Genomic DNA, 15,510 nt, shown 5'->3' with positions numbered 1-15,510 from the left:
GATGTCGAATGAAAACAAAGTCGGATACTGAAATTCAACTAAATAAATGAAAGTCGAATAAATAAAAACAAATTAATATCTCGATCCATTAGTTATGGGTCGAGTTTTTTTATTGTGACTATTTTAATGGATGTCAAAATTAAAAGGACATATAAATAACAATAATAATATAAATAAAAACAATACAATTTTATCGCAAAACGATAAATTGTGTGTTAAATTTATAATGTTATTAAATAAGTGAGGTGCTTAATATGAATGTTAAACGAGGTTCAACAACTTTCTTAAAGGTAATTATTTTTCTGGCCGGAATTGCAGTTCTTGCTTTATGTATATTTTTAGTACCCCATATAGCGAATTTCGCATCAAAATTGTATCCAAATATTTCCCCGATGAAATATCTCATTTTCATGGTGATGTATGGATCGGCTTTGTCTTTTTACTTTGCCCTCTATCAGGCTTTTAATCTTTTACGGTACATTGACGAGAAGACAGTGTTCACGGAATTATCTGTAAAGGCGTTAAAGAACATAAAGTGCTGTGCGATCATAATCAGTAGCTTATATGTATTAGGTATGCCAATCTTCCATCTGATAGCAAGGAAAGTTGACCCTCCTATTGGAATATTGGGATTCATCATCATTTTTGCTTCGTTGATTATCGCCGTTTTTGCTGCTATCCTTCAACGGCTTCTACAAGAAGCGATTACTATAAAATCAGAAAATGATTTGACGGTCTGAGGTGGATGATATGTCAATTATTATTAATATTGATGTGATGTTAGCAAAACGAAAAATGAGCGTAACGGAGCTTTCAGAAAGGGTTGGAATTACTATGGCGAATCTTTCTATTCTGAAAAATGGGAAAGCAAAAGCGGTTCGTTTTTCAACATTAGAAGCGATATGTAAGACTTTGGATTGTCAGCCAGGTGATATTTTGGAGTACAAAGGTAATGAAAACACTCAATAAACAGACAACAAATTTATTTAATCTCTTTGGTCTTGCCGTAAAGTTGAATAAAAAGATATGTTTAACACAAAAAAGTTATCCCCTTTTTTTGTGTTAACGTTTAAAGGATATTAATTCTGAATATGGTTGTTTTATAGGTTTAGATGTTGTATTCCACTGCATAAAGTATTGGAGATGGAAGCTCAAAGTTTAGAAGGAACTTGGAATGAAATAAATTATTATGTTACTATTCCTTCAAAATTATTACTGATGAGTATGGTGAAGATTTTGGGATTGTAGAAGCGGGAAAATTAAGGGATGTTGATAGGGAAATTATCCACGAAATGGAGTATTAGCTAAAAACACCTCCCACTGCATGCTTGGTGATGCTGAAGAACGACTTGTTTACGTTGGAAAAACTTCCTCAAAAACTCATGGCTTCTCTTGTTCTGCGATCCAAATTTCCAATACATAGTTTCGCGACTTTTGCCCTTCTACATCCCGAAGAAAATAATTTCCTATCAAATCAGCTCTCAGACTAGCCGAACACGTCCCTAACCTACTCGAGCCTTTGAAAGCATCCCTCTTCTTAGCCCCAAACAAAATATATTTATCTATACATAAAAACCTACATGCAAACATAAAAATAATTATATATCTATCATATATCAACAATGTCAGGATAAAGACTATCTTCAAAGCACCGTTCCTTTCCTTAACAAAAAAACTGTCTCAAAAGTGAGTTAATCACCTTGAGACAGTTTCTATGTTGATCAATTATTGCTTTTTGTAGTATTGCTCAATTCCATTATAGATAGAATCTGCAAATTTAGTTACGTATTCATCAGTTGTCATTTTTTGGCGATCTCCATCATTCGTTAAGAAGCCAAGTTCCACTAAAATGGATGGAATGCTCATATTATTAATGACATAGTATGGATATTGCTTAACGCCACGATTCTTCATATTTAAATTGTTTACAATTTGATTATTTACAAAAGTGCCTAAATCAATATCCTCCTGATACATATCGCCTGGTGATTTAGAATAATATGTTTCAGTACCTGACGCTGATGTGCTTGAAGCAGAGTTTACATGCACACTCACGAAAATCTCACCAAAGTTTGCACTCGTAAAGTTTACTCGATCTTGTAAAGTTGGATACGTATCAGCTGTACGAGTCATGTACACTTTTGCACCAGCATTCTCAAGCTTTTGCTTAACTAGTGTGCTCACTTTTAATGTAATGTTCTTTTCAGAGAAAGAACCTAGTACTGTCCCTGGATCCTTACCACCATGACCTGGATCTATGATAATAATACGATTTTGCAACGGTTTGCCATTTTGATTTAATAATTTTATATACGATTTATGGACATAACCTGATTTACCATTGTATTCGATGCTTGCCCAGTAACCATTAATTCCGTTAACTTTAACAGAGTCGCCCTGGTTAAGCTTAAATAGCACTGTAGAAGTTGCATTTGCTTCACTACGGACATTTAGGTTTCCAACAGTTGCTCGTCCTAATACATCACCTGAAGCTGTAGGTGGTGTTGTAGGTGGAGTTGGATCAGTTTGTTCGTCTTTACCCGTTTCTGTTGTGCTGTTCGCTACAATGTAACCTGGTAAACCATTTACTTGCGTTAAATGATAGCCGCCAACAGTTTTGTAAACTGGTAATTTTACATTCGCTTTAATAGTTTGAATGACTTTTGCTGAAGAAGTTGGTTTGACATATAAGTTAATAGCCCCATTAGATGTCACTTCTTTTTGGACAGCCCCTAATTCATTGCCATCTGCATCTAAAAATTGTGCATAATCTTTATAAAGATAAGCATATGCACCTTTATATGTTACTTTCAGCCATTTGCCTTGCACTTCATAAACTGATAGTTTGCCGCCTTTATTGACTGTACCAACAATGTTTGTATTTGATGAACTATCCGCTGTTTTGCGAATATTTAGACCATCTGTCGTTACTTTGACTAGCCCAATAACCTCTTTTGTATCAGGTACAGATGACCCTTTAACTGGTAACTCTAAACGATATTTCTCACTTTTTGCACGTGCTACAAATAATGAAAAATGCGCACGTGTAACAGTACTATTTGGTAAATAATTTTTACCACTACCATTTGTAATACCATTATAGTAAATTGTATTTACATACTTAACGTAAGGGTGTGTAATACTTACGTCAGCAAATGGTGAATCTAAGTTTTCATATTCACTTGTGTCTAAGTTAAATGCCTTTGTTAATACATAGCTCATTTCATCACGAGTGATAGCTTTTTTTGGTAAGAACTTGCCTTGTGTATTCGTTGAAAAGAACCCTAATTGCACAGCTCTTTCGATATAACCTGACATTTCAGTACCTACTGTTACATCCGAAAAACTTGATTTGTTTACGACTAATGGTTTATTACCAGAGGCAACGACAACCATTTTTGCCACTTGTTCACGTGTTACAGAATCCTTTGGACCAAAAACTCTTTTCCCATTTACAAAATATCCTTGGATAACACCCAAGCTCACTAAATAATTGATTTCTTCATAAGCTTCGTGATTTTTGGAGATATCTGCAAATGTTACATTTGTAGTTGTATCTGCCATTACACTATCACTATGTATAGTAAACATAGAAGCTGAAATGAATAAGACGCACAACAAAATAAGACTACTTTTTTTAAGATTCAATGTCTTATTTCCTCCCTTCCTGTTCTCTTAACGTATTCATTTTAACAAAATTAACTAAATAAATCATCATCCGACAGCACTTTTCATGTTTGTTTTTTCCAATCACTTCCTTTTCAGTGGAATTATCATAAAAATAGAAGAGTCTGCAATTGCAAACTCTCCTCTAATTATAAGCTATTTAAAAGATCTTTTCTTGCAATCAATGCATCAATGAAAATATTATCTAGATTGTAATCTTTCAATAAACGTTTTTAGTTCTTTAATTTTTAGTAATTCATCCATACCAAAGCTGCCATTGCCATCTCCATTTGTAACACCGTTAGATGCAAGAATAGAAACATATTGATTAGCCCAGCTATCTTGTGGTACATCACTAAATGTTACTTCTTGACCAGCATTCTCAAGTCCGAACGCTATAACTAATACTTTCGCAATTTGTGCACGAGTAATTGGTGAAGATGGATTGAATTTACCACTTGCATCACCTTCAAAAATACCTAATTTTGCAACAGCTGCAATAGCACCTGCATGCTCATATGTTGGTTTTATATCGACAAAACCACTATTTTTGTCAGATGTATCTAAGTTTAAAGCTTTCGCAATTTGTGAAGCAGCTTCCGCACGTGAAGCATATACTGTAAAATCAATTGCTACTTTCTTTACTTCAGCTTGTTGTTCTTCGTCAAATGTAGCAACTCGTTTAGCGCCAATGTAGCGAGAACCCCAATAATATGGATCATTTACGTTCGAATAACTAACACCTTGGTTAGTTTGAGAGTGGATCATTTTACCGTCACCTATGTATATAGATACATGTGAGACACCTTTGCCACTTGTATTGAAAAATAGTAAATCTCCAACTTGAAGATCACTTTTAGCAACTGCTGTCCCTTGTTGATATTGCGCGCCTGACGTACGGTTTAATGTGACGCCTAAATCTGCAAATACTTGAGAAGTAAAGCCAGAGCAATCAAAACCGCTTGTAGTTGTGCCACCGTATTTATATGGAATGCCTAAATATTTAGAAGCTGTATCAGTGACTTCAGTTTTAGTCGCTGCTTCAGCTGAATCTATATGAGATGTAGAAAATAACATGAAAGATGCAAAAATCGGTAATAACCATTTTTTATTCATACTTTTGTTATACCCCCTCTTAACTTTTTTGCCTATAAATAGACTATCATAAAAGGGGGTATTTTAATTTTTCAATTGTGTAACGATTTTAGAATTAATAAAAACGCTGATATACCAACGTTTCTTGGCTTTATCAGCGTGAAAATGGAAAAATTTTATTGGTTATACCTGACATTTGTAACGTAAATGTAACATTAGCAACTCTTTGTTACATAACCAATTATTGACTCGAAAACAGTTGAACCCAATAATAATTCCCTTTGCTATCCTGTGAAACAGCAACACCTGTATTCGTATAATGCTCCTTCATAATATTATCTCGATGGTCAGGAGAAGTCATCCATCCTTTTACAACGGTTTCGGGTGATATGAAATATCTTGCAATATTCTCTCCAAAGCTCGTGTAGGAATAATCAAATAATGTCGCTAAATCCCAAGGAGCACCATAATAAGGTGAAATATGTTCAAAATAATTGCGTTTAACCATGTCCTGGGCTTTTATAATTGCGATTTGTGTCAATTCTGAATCATAGACAACAGGTGCTATTTGGTTCTTTTCCCGTTCCACATTGATTAACCGAATGACCTCATTTGACCAAGCTGTCGAAAGATTTAATGTTGGTATATAATCCTTTGCTAAATAATCATAAGCCACTTCAAGCTTCTTTACTTTTTGCTGAAAATTTATGCTACGTTCAACAAAAACTGCTGTTTGAGCCCGTGTCACTAATTTGTTGGGTGCAAAATGCTTAGCATCTATTCCGCCAATAATTCCTATGTCTGTTAGTGATTCGATATAGTTTTTTGCCCAATGTGTTGGAGGAACGTCATCAAATTTACTTTTATTTTTACCATCCACTTTAAACTGATAGGCTAGTGCTAGCATTTTTGCAACTTCCGAACGCTTTAAAGACTCATTTGGATGAAAGGCATCACTATTTTGTAAAACCCCTAAGCCTACAAGTTTCTGAATTTCCTTGTAATAGGGATGTGTAGCAGGAACATCTTTAAAGTTTAGTGAAATCGAAGTATCTGTGTTTGTTTGAATAGACCGAGCAATTGCAGATACAGCCTCTGCCCTTGTAATAGCTTGCTCCGGCTTAAATGTATTGTCAGTATATGTAGTCATATATTGCTTCGATAGCATATGTTGAATGGACGAACTTGCCCAGTATGAACTAGACACATCACCAGCTATGTTGGATGCTGCGTCCGCCTTACTAATCCCAGATAAATGTCCAATAGTTGTAGCTTGCAAAACAATTGAAAGTACCAATATACTTATAACCCTTTTAAACATGGCTACCTCCTATATTTAAATTATTTTATAATTATACCCCTCAAACACGGAAATAAAACTCCCTATTACATACGATTACTCGATTGATAAGGTTTCACTTTTTTTGGAAATTCCATAGTTTTATAAATTTGTTTTCTATAGTATAGAAGGAGTCTCCCCAAAATATGCATTGGGAAAACTCCTTCTTGTTATTTCTATTCGATCATTTTTAAATATTCTTCTAGAATGCGGTAGTTATATACTAAATCCTGCTGTTCCAGTGAAAGTGAGTTATATAGTTTTTGAGCAGCTAACACCTTTTTCTCAAATGACGTGTTGTCTGGATCAATAACAGAGATCGCTTGAACTACTTTTTGAACAGCCTCTACATCCTTTTCAGCTTTCTTTAATACGTCCTCATTGATGACTTGCGCTCTTAATTTCGAGTCTAACGCTTTATATGCTGCAACTGCATTCGCTACATCTTCTAAATACGTAGAAGAAGTTGGTGAAAGGCTAGCTATTAATTCAACGACTTTCTTTACATCGGCCATACTTTTCTCCGCTTCTAACAAGATCGAATAATTCGTAATCCTTTGCTTATCTGTCGTATTTAAGCTATCGTACTCTTTTCGTACTGCTTCGACCATACCAAAGTAAAACTTGTCCTTTGGATTTAAATTTGCAATGTTCTTATATACTTTAATGACGTTATCTAATGATAATAATAGATCATCATTATAGACGTAACGTCTTTGATCGGCATTTAGCTTATCATAGGCTTTTAAGATTTTTTGATATTGACTATTCATGTCTTTGGCCGTAAGTAGTCGATCGATATCCTCGACAACACTAATAACAGGCTTTAAAAGCTTCTCCTGATCTTGTAACACTTTGTAATTTTGTACGGCTCTTTGTTGATCCTTTGGTAATGCGTTATAAGCTGCACGAATTTCTTGAATACGTTTCACATATTGTTTCGGATCTACAGACGGTAAATCATTAATCATCTGCATAACATTACCAGCACCTAAAATGCTTGTTTCTGCTGCTTGTAATAAGTAATAGTTTGTTACATATTGCTTCTTATCTGCCGCTAGCGCGTCATAAAGTGCACGTGCCCGAACCGTATCCTCAAGATATGTACTACTTGAAGATTTCAGTTTATTAATTAATTCAATCACCTGAGATATAGGCTCATAGTTTTGTAGAATATCGATATTATTAATATATTTTTTCTGATCTTTATTTAAATTATCATACGCCTTACGCGCAGAATTAACCTTGCTGACAAAATTATTGGCTTCCGGATCCAAATTATTAATTTGCAGCATTACATTTAATATAGGTTTTACCTCTTTTTCACGTGCTGTTAAATCTTTAATATTTGTGACTAATTTCTTTTGATTCGAAGTTAGCTGATCATACGCTACACGTGCATCCAGGAGCTTCGTTAAATAGTCGCCATCCTGTTGTTTCGTTAAATCAATAAGCTCCACAACTTTATGGGCTACCCCTTGCTCATTTTCTGCTGCTACAAGTGCATCATAATTAATGATTACTTGTTGCTTCTCTGGAGGTAGTGCATCATACAACTCTCGTGCTGTTTTCATATCTTGGTAAAATGTCTTGCTTGATGGCTTTAATGTTGCAATGAGGCCAATCAATGAAGCCACATCTTCAACTGCAGTAAGATTCGCATAGTTCGTCACACGTTTTTGCGATACTGTATCTAGTGCATTATAAGCCTTACGCGCAGCAAGTACTTTTTTTGTGTAATCCTTACTTGTTGGATTTAAGGCATCGATCATTTGAATAACCTTTATAACAGCCTTATTATTTTTTTCGTAAGTAGTTAAAGTTTTTGCCTGCTCCACTAGTTTCTTCGCATTTTTATCCATTGTTTTGTACTCTGCAGATAATGCAGCTACCTTCGCCACGAAAGTATCTGGATTTTCATTCGCTAATGCTAAGACACGATCATCAAATGCCTTGGCTGTATCGATATAGCCTTGTGCTTTTGTTAATTCACCACTATTGACTACCTGCTTTTGAAGGTCTTTTAATTTATCAAACGCTTCATTTGCTTTCGCCACATTGTCTTTATATGTCTTTTGAGATGGATTTAAGGCATTTATTTGCACAATCACTTCTATTACAGCGATCTTATCATTTAAATTATTATGATTTCTGACATACCCTCGTTTTGTCTCGTCCAACTTTGCGTAAGCTGTATAAGCAGATTTCGCCTTTGAAATATAACTTTTTGATGTTGGATCTAACTTTTCAAATTGATCAATAACTTTTACAACAGCTTTATGTGATTTCTCTAAATCTGTTAGGATTTTAATGTTTGTCACACGGCTTTTAGATGCAGATGGAAGTGCATTATAAGCAGAGCGTGCTTTTAGCATATCAACTACTAAATTATTAGACATACTTAAATTATCAATTTGACTAATAACGGCTGCTACTGCTGTTTCTTCATTTGCAAGTTGCGACAATTTAGTCTCAAGCTTGTTTTTAATTTCATTTAACGCTGCTGCATCATCGCTACTATTCCCAGCATTTAATGCAGCTACTTTAGTTTGTAATGTCTCTAGTTGTGCTTTGAAATCCTTCATAGATGAGTTTAGTGCATTTACTTGTTTCGATAAATCAGCATATTGGAAAAATAACTTTAATTTATCGCTATTTTTCACTAATGCCTTTTCACTCACTCCAAGTTTGTCAAAGGCAACTTGGGCAGCAAGTGTTTTGCTTTCGAAAGTAGAAGATTTAGGGTCTAAGCCGTCGATTAATTTTTCCACGTTTAGCACTGCTTTATTAACCGAAGACAGATTTGATAAGGCATCCGTATACTTTTTATAAGGCGTTACCGAATCGTTATTTGGATTATGGGCTACGACCACTTTCTTTTGATTCGCTGTTAGTGCATTATAAGCTGTCGTAACTTTTTCCAATGCTGCTGTAATATTTGAATAGTCATTTGGATTTTTATTTAATATAGCTACTAAACCCTCTAGTTCGTTAGTGGCTTTAGATGCAGCAACTGCATCTTCTTTTAAACTAAACAGCTTCGCAATATCTGCTCCCTTTGTTTTAAAGTAAGCATTGCGTGCAGCCTCATCATAGTCATATTGTAAAGATGTACCGCGAATTGTAGAGGCAATATCGCTAGCTTTAACAAGTGCGATTCCCACTGCTTTGCCAAAAGCATCTTGGACACTTAAATAAGAAGAATCACCAGATTCTAAAAACGTTTTAAAATTGTTATCTTCAGTTGTCACATCATTTATAAATGACTTACTTGTATATGTTATTGCATTAATGTTCTTTCCAATTTCCTTTAGTTCGCCTATTAGTCGACGTTGCTCGACAACATATTTATACTTCGCTTGAATAAAAGCAATCTCATCGCTAGTAAAATCTGTCGTACTTAGATTTGCTACATCACCCTTCGCAATAACCATTTCATCCGCTGTCGAATTCTCGGAAAGCTTCGCAAATTGTGCTATTATTTGATCTTTTGTCGTTGCGGCAGCTACTCCGTTAACATTGGCAACCTGCTCTGTTTGAGTTAATACGCGAGACTGTACATCATTATTTTCCTGTGCATTCGCTATAGCCGTAGGTGCCAGTAATAGGCTCGTTATAACTCCTGCCGTCAATTTTCGATTCAATCGAACCACCCTTTCATTTTTCAATTCATTACTTTTCTATCGGTGTAATTCATGTGATTTCAAGCCATTATTTACACTATTAAGCGTATCAAAAGTAATTTTTTATAATAACTTGATAGAAATACAGGAAGTTTTTTCTATTATACTATACAATAGTTTTATATGATGTTTTCCATCATTCGACATGTAGTTTTTTATCGTGTTTTTTTGACGAAAAAACAGCTATTTTTATATGTCAATATCGTTTAACAAGGTGTATACTACAACTTTGATATTTACTATTTTGGAAGAGAGGAAACTGTATATGTTTTACCGTTATAAATTTTGGCATAGCTTAAAAAATCCAACCTACTTTACTAAAATTGTAGAAGAAGGTGAGATTATTGGATACAAAAGACGTTCGTTGACGGTTTTCATCTTATTTATGCTGTTATTCGCTGCTCGTGAATATTGGGGGATGGGTACTGAAACTTTAACGACATTGTTCGCAATGGATTTACATAATGAATACTACGTGGCTCGTTACCTTTCGATGCTTGGTGCCATTTTGTGGGCTATTGTCTATTTTTGCTTCCATTATTACGGTGTTACCTACCTTTTACATCTATTAACGGACATTCCCTATACATGGATTAAAAAAGTCCAATTATATGTTGTCACATTTTTATTAATCGAAAAAACGATCTTGTTTGCTGTATTCTATTTAACTGGCTATACAACACTCTTTTCATTCTTTTCATTAGCGCCTCTTGCATTGCAGGTGATGAGTGCGGATTATGTCTTATTCACACTTAATCAATTGACAGTGGCGACTATGCTAACAATTGTTGTACAGTACACATTCCTTTCTAAATGGGAGGAAGAGGCAAGTAGAAAAATATTAGTCGTAAAAATTATCGGCATACAATTATTTATGGCCTTATTTGTTGGTCTGATTAGTGTATTACCAATTAAAGAATGGATTGTTAGGGGGTTAGGATAATGGCATTTATCAAATCAAAGCCTTGGACAAGCTTGACCATCGTGTTGACAATGCTATTAGTCGGCGTAAATGCTTATTTTGTCTTTAAAGACGATAGCAAAATTACACGATCCTACTTCATCGATGAATTTCAAAAAGCTTATAAAGGTACAAATACAGAACGTGTCAAAAAGGAAACGATTGTTGCACCAGCTGAAACATATACACTTACCGCCGACTCAACAAGCTTATCCGCAGTGAATGTAAAGCGTGGTCAAAAAGTATCTCCTAATGATGTACTGGCTACTTTTAAAACAGAAGAAGTTGATAATGAGTTAACAAAGCTCGAGGCAGAACGTGCAGCCTATGAAACTGAACGAAGTGATTTAGAAGATGCGCTTTCTCAAATCGAGAATGATTATGATGATGCTGATCCGAAAAGCTCCGTCAATACGGACCAAATAAACGGCACATTATCTGTCACACTACAATTGGAGCTAGGACAGCAAAGTTCACCATCGACAGCAATAGCCCTTTTGAATCGACATATTGCCGAAACAGATCGTCAAATTGCGCTAATGGATGCACAAATTGAACAAATACAGGCTCGCGAAGGTGTCGTTAGCCCAGTGGACGGTGTTATTGCAGCCGTTAAAGAAGAATCTGGGACTGTCACATTTGAAATCTATTCTACTGAAAAAACGATGCTTGCCTATTTATCCGAAGATGAGTGGCAAAAAGTATCGGAAGGTCAAACTGTTGATTTTAAAGTAAAACATATGAAAGATGCCTTATCTGGTACTGTACTAGAAAAACAAACAATTGCTACAGATGGTTCTTCTATTTGGGGGAATGAACTTGCAAAAACAACAGATTTACCTCAACCAACGAATTATGAAGTAGTGTTGCAACAAGATGAAGCAATGGAGGACATTCCATTTTCGACTACTGGCAAAGCCTCTATTATTGTCAACGAAGCATCTGATTCTTATAAAATAGATAAATCGTGGGTGCATGCTACTAAAAAGAAAGGTAAAAAAATATACATTGTTGGACCGGATGGAAAAATTGACATGAAGGATATTCATGTTAACTTTAAAACTGCAAAGTCAGCTATTTTTACTGACAGTTTAGATGAAGGAACACCTATGCTATCCGATAAACAACGTAATCTTACAGCCTATGCTTTCCGTACAATGCCTGTCGAGAAAATTCAATGGAAACATTTCAAGAAATTAGATTGGAAAGACTATGTTAAATATATTGTTTTCTAAATAACATACTATGAAAAAATCCGCTTCAATTTCTGTGAGCAAAAAAAGAGCAGCAACAGTTTGCTCCCCTCACAGAAATTAATGCGGATTTTTTTATTGGTGATGTGAAAATAGAATAAATATTTATGTACTCTCCTTAATTAACAAAACGATTGAAGAAATCTTTATGAATAATATTGCACTTAAAGGTGATTTCCGTTCCAGGCTACTCGCTTTCCTGCGGGCGAGCGTCGAGCCGCTTCCTTCGCTGCGCTTCGTGCAGGGTCTCGTCTGTCCCGCTTTCCCGCGGGAGTCGAGTAGCCTTCCACTCCAATCAACAATAGCATAGAACTTTTATAAATTTTATGTACTTCAATATCGGACACTATGACAACGCACCATAATTGAACAGAAACAGTAACGTAATTGTACATTGTCATTGCAGGCCCAAGACGACACTCTTTTGCTAAAGTTGTGTTTTATCACCTAAATTAAAGTGATATGTCAGAGGATACATGCTATGTGAATCAGTTGATGGAATGGAGACTAGGCAACATAGTAAAGTAAAAGGATTCACACACAGTTTTGTGTATGAATGAAGGTGGATGTCGATAAATATGAAAAGTTGGGTGATAAAACGTGAAAGTTAATCGATAAAACTCAAAAATTGGGCGATAATTCTTGAAAGTGTTCCGATAAAACTCAAAAGTTGGATGTTATTTTGTTAAAAACGCACATCATGTGAAGCGGTTGATTGGAGTGGAGGCTGGGCGACTCCTCGGGGATCAGCGTCACAGATGAGACCCTGGAGCGAGCAACGCGAGTGAAGCGGCTCATCGGACGCCCCCAGGAAGCTTTGCTCTGTGCGAAAGCGTAGTGCTAACGAAGCGGCAGCAACAAAGCGCCCAGCCGGAACGGAAATCACCCCCTCGCCTTGCCGAAAATAACAAACCCCTGTAGTTTTCAATTCTACAGGGGTTTATCATTTGTGCTTTTATTTATTTAATGTTAAGCATCTATTCAAGAAGCTTGAGAATTGTGCACGCGTAATTTGTGCGTTTGGTCTGAATGTATTATCTGGGAAGCCGCCTGTTAAGTTATTTGATACAAGGGCTTGGATATCGCTATACGCCCAATGCGTCGATTTCACATCTGTAAAGTTCACTTTACTTGAGCCTGTTAATTTATAAGCTCTTGTTAAAATCGCCGACATTTCAGCACGTGAAAGCTGTCCGTTCGGATTGAATTTCCCTGCTTCTTGCCCTTTAATAATCCCAGCTTGCTCTACTGCAGCAATGGCACTGTATGCATAATGGTCCTTGCTAACATCTTTAAAGCTTGGGTCCTTCGTTGTTGTTAAATTGAGAGCCCTTGCAATAATGGTAGCTGCCTCTGCACGCGTAATGGACGCTTCTGGTTTAAATGTTCCATTCGAGTAACCTTTAATAAGTGATTTAGTATTCAAACTTTGGATATCTGAAAAAGCCCAATGACCTTTCGTTACATCTGTATAGACTAATTCCTCATGGTTGTCTTGATACACAGCTTGTAATTGATCGAAATACAGTTGGCCTTTCTTTTGAAGAGAAGCTGTAGGCTGTGCAACGTATAATCGTTCGAATTTCAATGGTAGTGTCACATCATTTGGGATGTTTGCAGTGACATACTTCCAACCATTCCAGTCCATACCGCCTTGGCTAGTGAAATCAATTGTCTGTTTTGCTCCTGAACCATCTACAAGCACTCCACGAAGCCACTGCTTTCCAGCATCCCCAAATACCCAAACACCTATGTTATTTGGTTTTCCGTTAATAGGGATCGGTGATTTAGCTACCATATAGGCTGCTTTCGTATCGGATCCTGCTGTTGTAAAATCATAATTTAACTTTAAGCTAGCCGTGCCCTGTCTAGCATAGTCTTTAGCATTTGTTATGGAAGCATTTGCTTTTGCCACTTCCACTTTCCATGATGAGGCATTATCAAAGCTATCTAGTACAATAGGTTTTTCTTGTGATAAATCTACAACTTTCACAGTTGTGGATGTTCGCACACCGTCATACTCACCGATAATTTTACCTTCCCCTTTTTGCGTAGCTGTGAAGGTTGCGCCGTCCATCTTACCGATATTTCCTTCAACCGTCCAGTTCATCTTAGACGGGTTGATGGTCATCGGATTTAAGTATTGATCGTAAGCACTAGCCACTTTCATGTCAACCGATGAACCTTTCATGACTTGGCTCACATTGTTTAACGTAATGGACTTTGCTTTCCCTGGTGGCGCTGTATTGACAACCTGTAAAATGGCTGATACACGACGCTCACCACCATCTGAAGGGACGTTCACAAGGTTCGCAAAATAGCCGCCTGGATTTCGAGCAACCATCGCTGTCGAGCCGCCTCCATCAAGATTGATGGCCGAAGTAGCACCCATTGAGATTAAATGCGAAGCTAACTCTGTTAAATTAACGCCATTACTATGACCACTTAATCTACCATCTACTGTAACAACAAACACTTTTGTACCCGTTGCATCTACAGCTACTGCAGTACGAGGACTGCGAGCTGAAGCAAACCCAGAATTCGTTGGCATAGAAATGTCTACCTTACCGTTTTTCACTAACATAGGTCCTGCAGCTAAAATAAATTGAGCATCCATCCATTTTTCATCTATAGATAGATTCACGTCAATGTTTGTCCCTGCAGCAATTTTGCTTAGTTCAGTTGCCAGCTCTTTATTTTGCACCGAAATAACAAAGCCATCCGATGGCACCGTTGAATTCCCTTCTGCACCATACGTCGTTACTTTTGAAACCGTCCCTGAGAGGCGATCTCCGAAATGTAACACTTTCATATCTTGACTAGCATTTGAGACAACAATTTCTATCCCCCAATTATTTGACCCTGTTGTTTTTTTATCAGGTGTGTATAATACTGTTTTATCAGTCGTTCTTTCTGTATTGATAAGATCAATCGGATAACTTTTACCATTTACTTCAAAGGATAGATTCGTAGAATAATAGTCTGCGATCGCCTTCCCTGATTTGGATACACCAAAAGCAACAGGCTTTTGTGTTGGACTTTCATATGTATCTCCTAAAATACCATAGTTAATAATTTCATTTTTTTCAGCTAACAAGTTGGCTGGCATACCATTTCCTAAGAAGTATGAAGCATTGACAGCCCCAACAACACGATGTCCATCATATGTGTTTTGCTTTGCCATATTGGTCGTTGTTTGAAGTGAGTTAATCGGTTTCGGTACACCGACTTCAAGTTTTGTATAAGTATTATTTAAATTTACATCTAAAACATTAACAAACTCACGAATCGAATTAGAACTATAGGTTTGCTGTATGTGTGTTACTTGTGGCGATATTTCTTTCTTCTCTTCTTTTATTTTATTATCAAAAGAGGCTGCATTTGCATAATTTGGATTTACAGCTAGCATTAAAACGAAAAATGCTACAACAATTGTTACTAATTTTTTTGCCAATTTTCTCAACTCCGAATCAAAAAGTATAGCACGAAGTCATATTGTGAAACTCATTCGTG

Annotated in this window: 9 protein-coding genes; 4 read left to right on the top strand and 5 right to left on the bottom strand. The window is 36.2% G+C overall.

Annotated features, from left to right (window positions below; genetic code table 11):
* The first annotated feature begins 254 nt into the window (after positions 1–254).
* On the top strand, positions 255–740 hold the full coding sequence (locus tag ABE34_RS00900) for a DUF2975 domain-containing protein (RefSeq protein WP_197139745.1): 486 nt from the start codon (positions 255–257) through the stop codon (positions 738–740).
* A gap of 10 nt (positions 741–750) precedes the next feature.
* The gene (locus tag ABE34_RS00895; RefSeq protein ID WP_197139744.1) at positions 751–969 is read left to right on the top strand and encodes a helix-turn-helix domain-containing protein; all 219 of its coding nucleotides are present in this window, start codon (positions 751–753) and stop codon (positions 967–969) included.
* A 756-nt stretch (positions 970–1,725) separates the two neighbouring features.
* Here the strand turns inward: ABE34_RS00895 and ABE34_RS00890 are convergent.
* From ABE34_RS00890 to ABE34_RS00875, 4 genes are all read right to left on the bottom strand, one after another.
* Positions 1,726–3,648 (bottom strand): N-acetylmuramoyl-L-alanine amidase, encoded by a 1,923-nt coding sequence (locus ABE34_RS00890; protein ID WP_197139743.1) that lies wholly within the window; start codon positions 3,646–3,648, stop codon positions 1,726–1,728.
* A gap of 219 nt (positions 3,649–3,867) precedes the next feature.
* The gene (locus tag ABE34_RS00885; protein ID WP_197139742.1) at positions 3,868–4,782 is read right to left on the bottom strand and encodes a C40 family peptidase; all 915 of its coding nucleotides are present in this window, start codon (positions 4,780–4,782) and stop codon (positions 3,868–3,870) included.
* 220 nt (positions 4,783–5,002) lie between these two features.
* Positions 5,003–6,082, bottom strand: a complete 1,080-nt coding sequence (locus ABE34_RS00880; RefSeq protein WP_197139741.1) for an S-layer homology domain-containing protein — start codon at positions 6,080–6,082, stop codon at positions 5,003–5,005.
* A 194-nt stretch (positions 6,083–6,276) separates the two neighbouring features.
* On the bottom strand, positions 6,277–9,744 hold the full coding sequence (locus ABE34_RS00875) for a hypothetical protein (protein ID WP_197139740.1): 3,468 nt from the start codon (positions 9,742–9,744) through the stop codon (positions 6,277–6,279).
* Between the two features lie 304 nt (positions 9,745–10,048).
* Between ABE34_RS00875 and ABE34_RS00870 the strand changes: the two genes are divergently transcribed.
* Together ABE34_RS00870 and ABE34_RS00865 are read left to right on the top strand one after the other, a co-directional pair.
* Positions 10,049–10,726 carry a hypothetical protein gene (locus ABE34_RS00870; RefSeq protein WP_197139737.1) on the top strand — a complete coding sequence of 226 codons (678 nt, stop codon included), beginning with the start codon at positions 10,049–10,051 and terminating at the stop codon, positions 10,724–10,726.
* Positions 10,726–11,979, top strand: a complete 1,254-nt coding sequence (locus tag ABE34_RS00865) for an efflux RND transporter periplasmic adaptor subunit (protein WP_197139735.1) — start codon at positions 10,726–10,728, stop codon at positions 11,977–11,979. The genes ABE34_RS00870 and ABE34_RS00865 overlap by 1 nt, the downstream gene beginning before the upstream one ends.
* A 973-nt stretch (positions 11,980–12,952) precedes the next feature.
* Here ABE34_RS00865 and ABE34_RS00860 read toward each other — a convergent pair.
* Positions 12,953–15,451: an S-layer homology domain-containing protein gene (locus tag ABE34_RS00860; protein ID WP_197139733.1), complete on the bottom strand. Its 2,499-nt coding sequence runs from the start codon at positions 15,449–15,451 to the stop codon at positions 12,953–12,955.
* Between the last annotated feature and the right edge of the window lie 59 nt (positions 15,452–15,510).

The organism is Lysinibacillus sphaericus (assembly GCF_015844675.1).
Taxonomy (GTDB): Bacteria; Bacillota; Bacilli; order Bacillales_A; family Planococcaceae; genus Lysinibacillus; species Lysinibacillus sphaericus_E.
The sequence above is the reverse complement of the archived record's forward strand: the minus strand, read 5'-3'. Positions and strand labels throughout refer to the sequence as shown.

Excerpts from the sequence above, each read along its gene's own strand:
- ABE34_RS00870 (WP_197139737.1), top strand. The coding sequence starts at position 10,049 with ATGTTTTACCGTTATAAATTTTGGCATAGCTTAAAAAATCCAACCTAC.
- ABE34_RS00880 (WP_197139741.1), bottom strand. The coding sequence starts at position 6,082 with ATGTTTAAAAGGGTTATAAGTATATTGGTACTTTCAATTGTTTTGCAA.
- ABE34_RS00865 (WP_197139735.1), top strand. The coding sequence starts at position 10,726 with ATGGCATTTATCAAATCAAAGCCTTGGACAAGCTTGACCATCGTGTTG.
- ABE34_RS00895 (WP_197139744.1), top strand. The coding sequence starts at position 751 with ATGTCAATTATTATTAATATTGATGTGATGTTAGCAAAACGAAAAATG.
- ABE34_RS00885 (WP_197139742.1), bottom strand. The coding sequence starts at position 4,782 with ATGAATAAAAAATGGTTATTACCGATTTTTGCATCTTTCATGTTATTT.
- ABE34_RS00900 (WP_197139745.1), top strand. The coding sequence starts at position 255 with ATGAATGTTAAACGAGGTTCAACAACTTTCTTAAAGGTAATTATTTTT.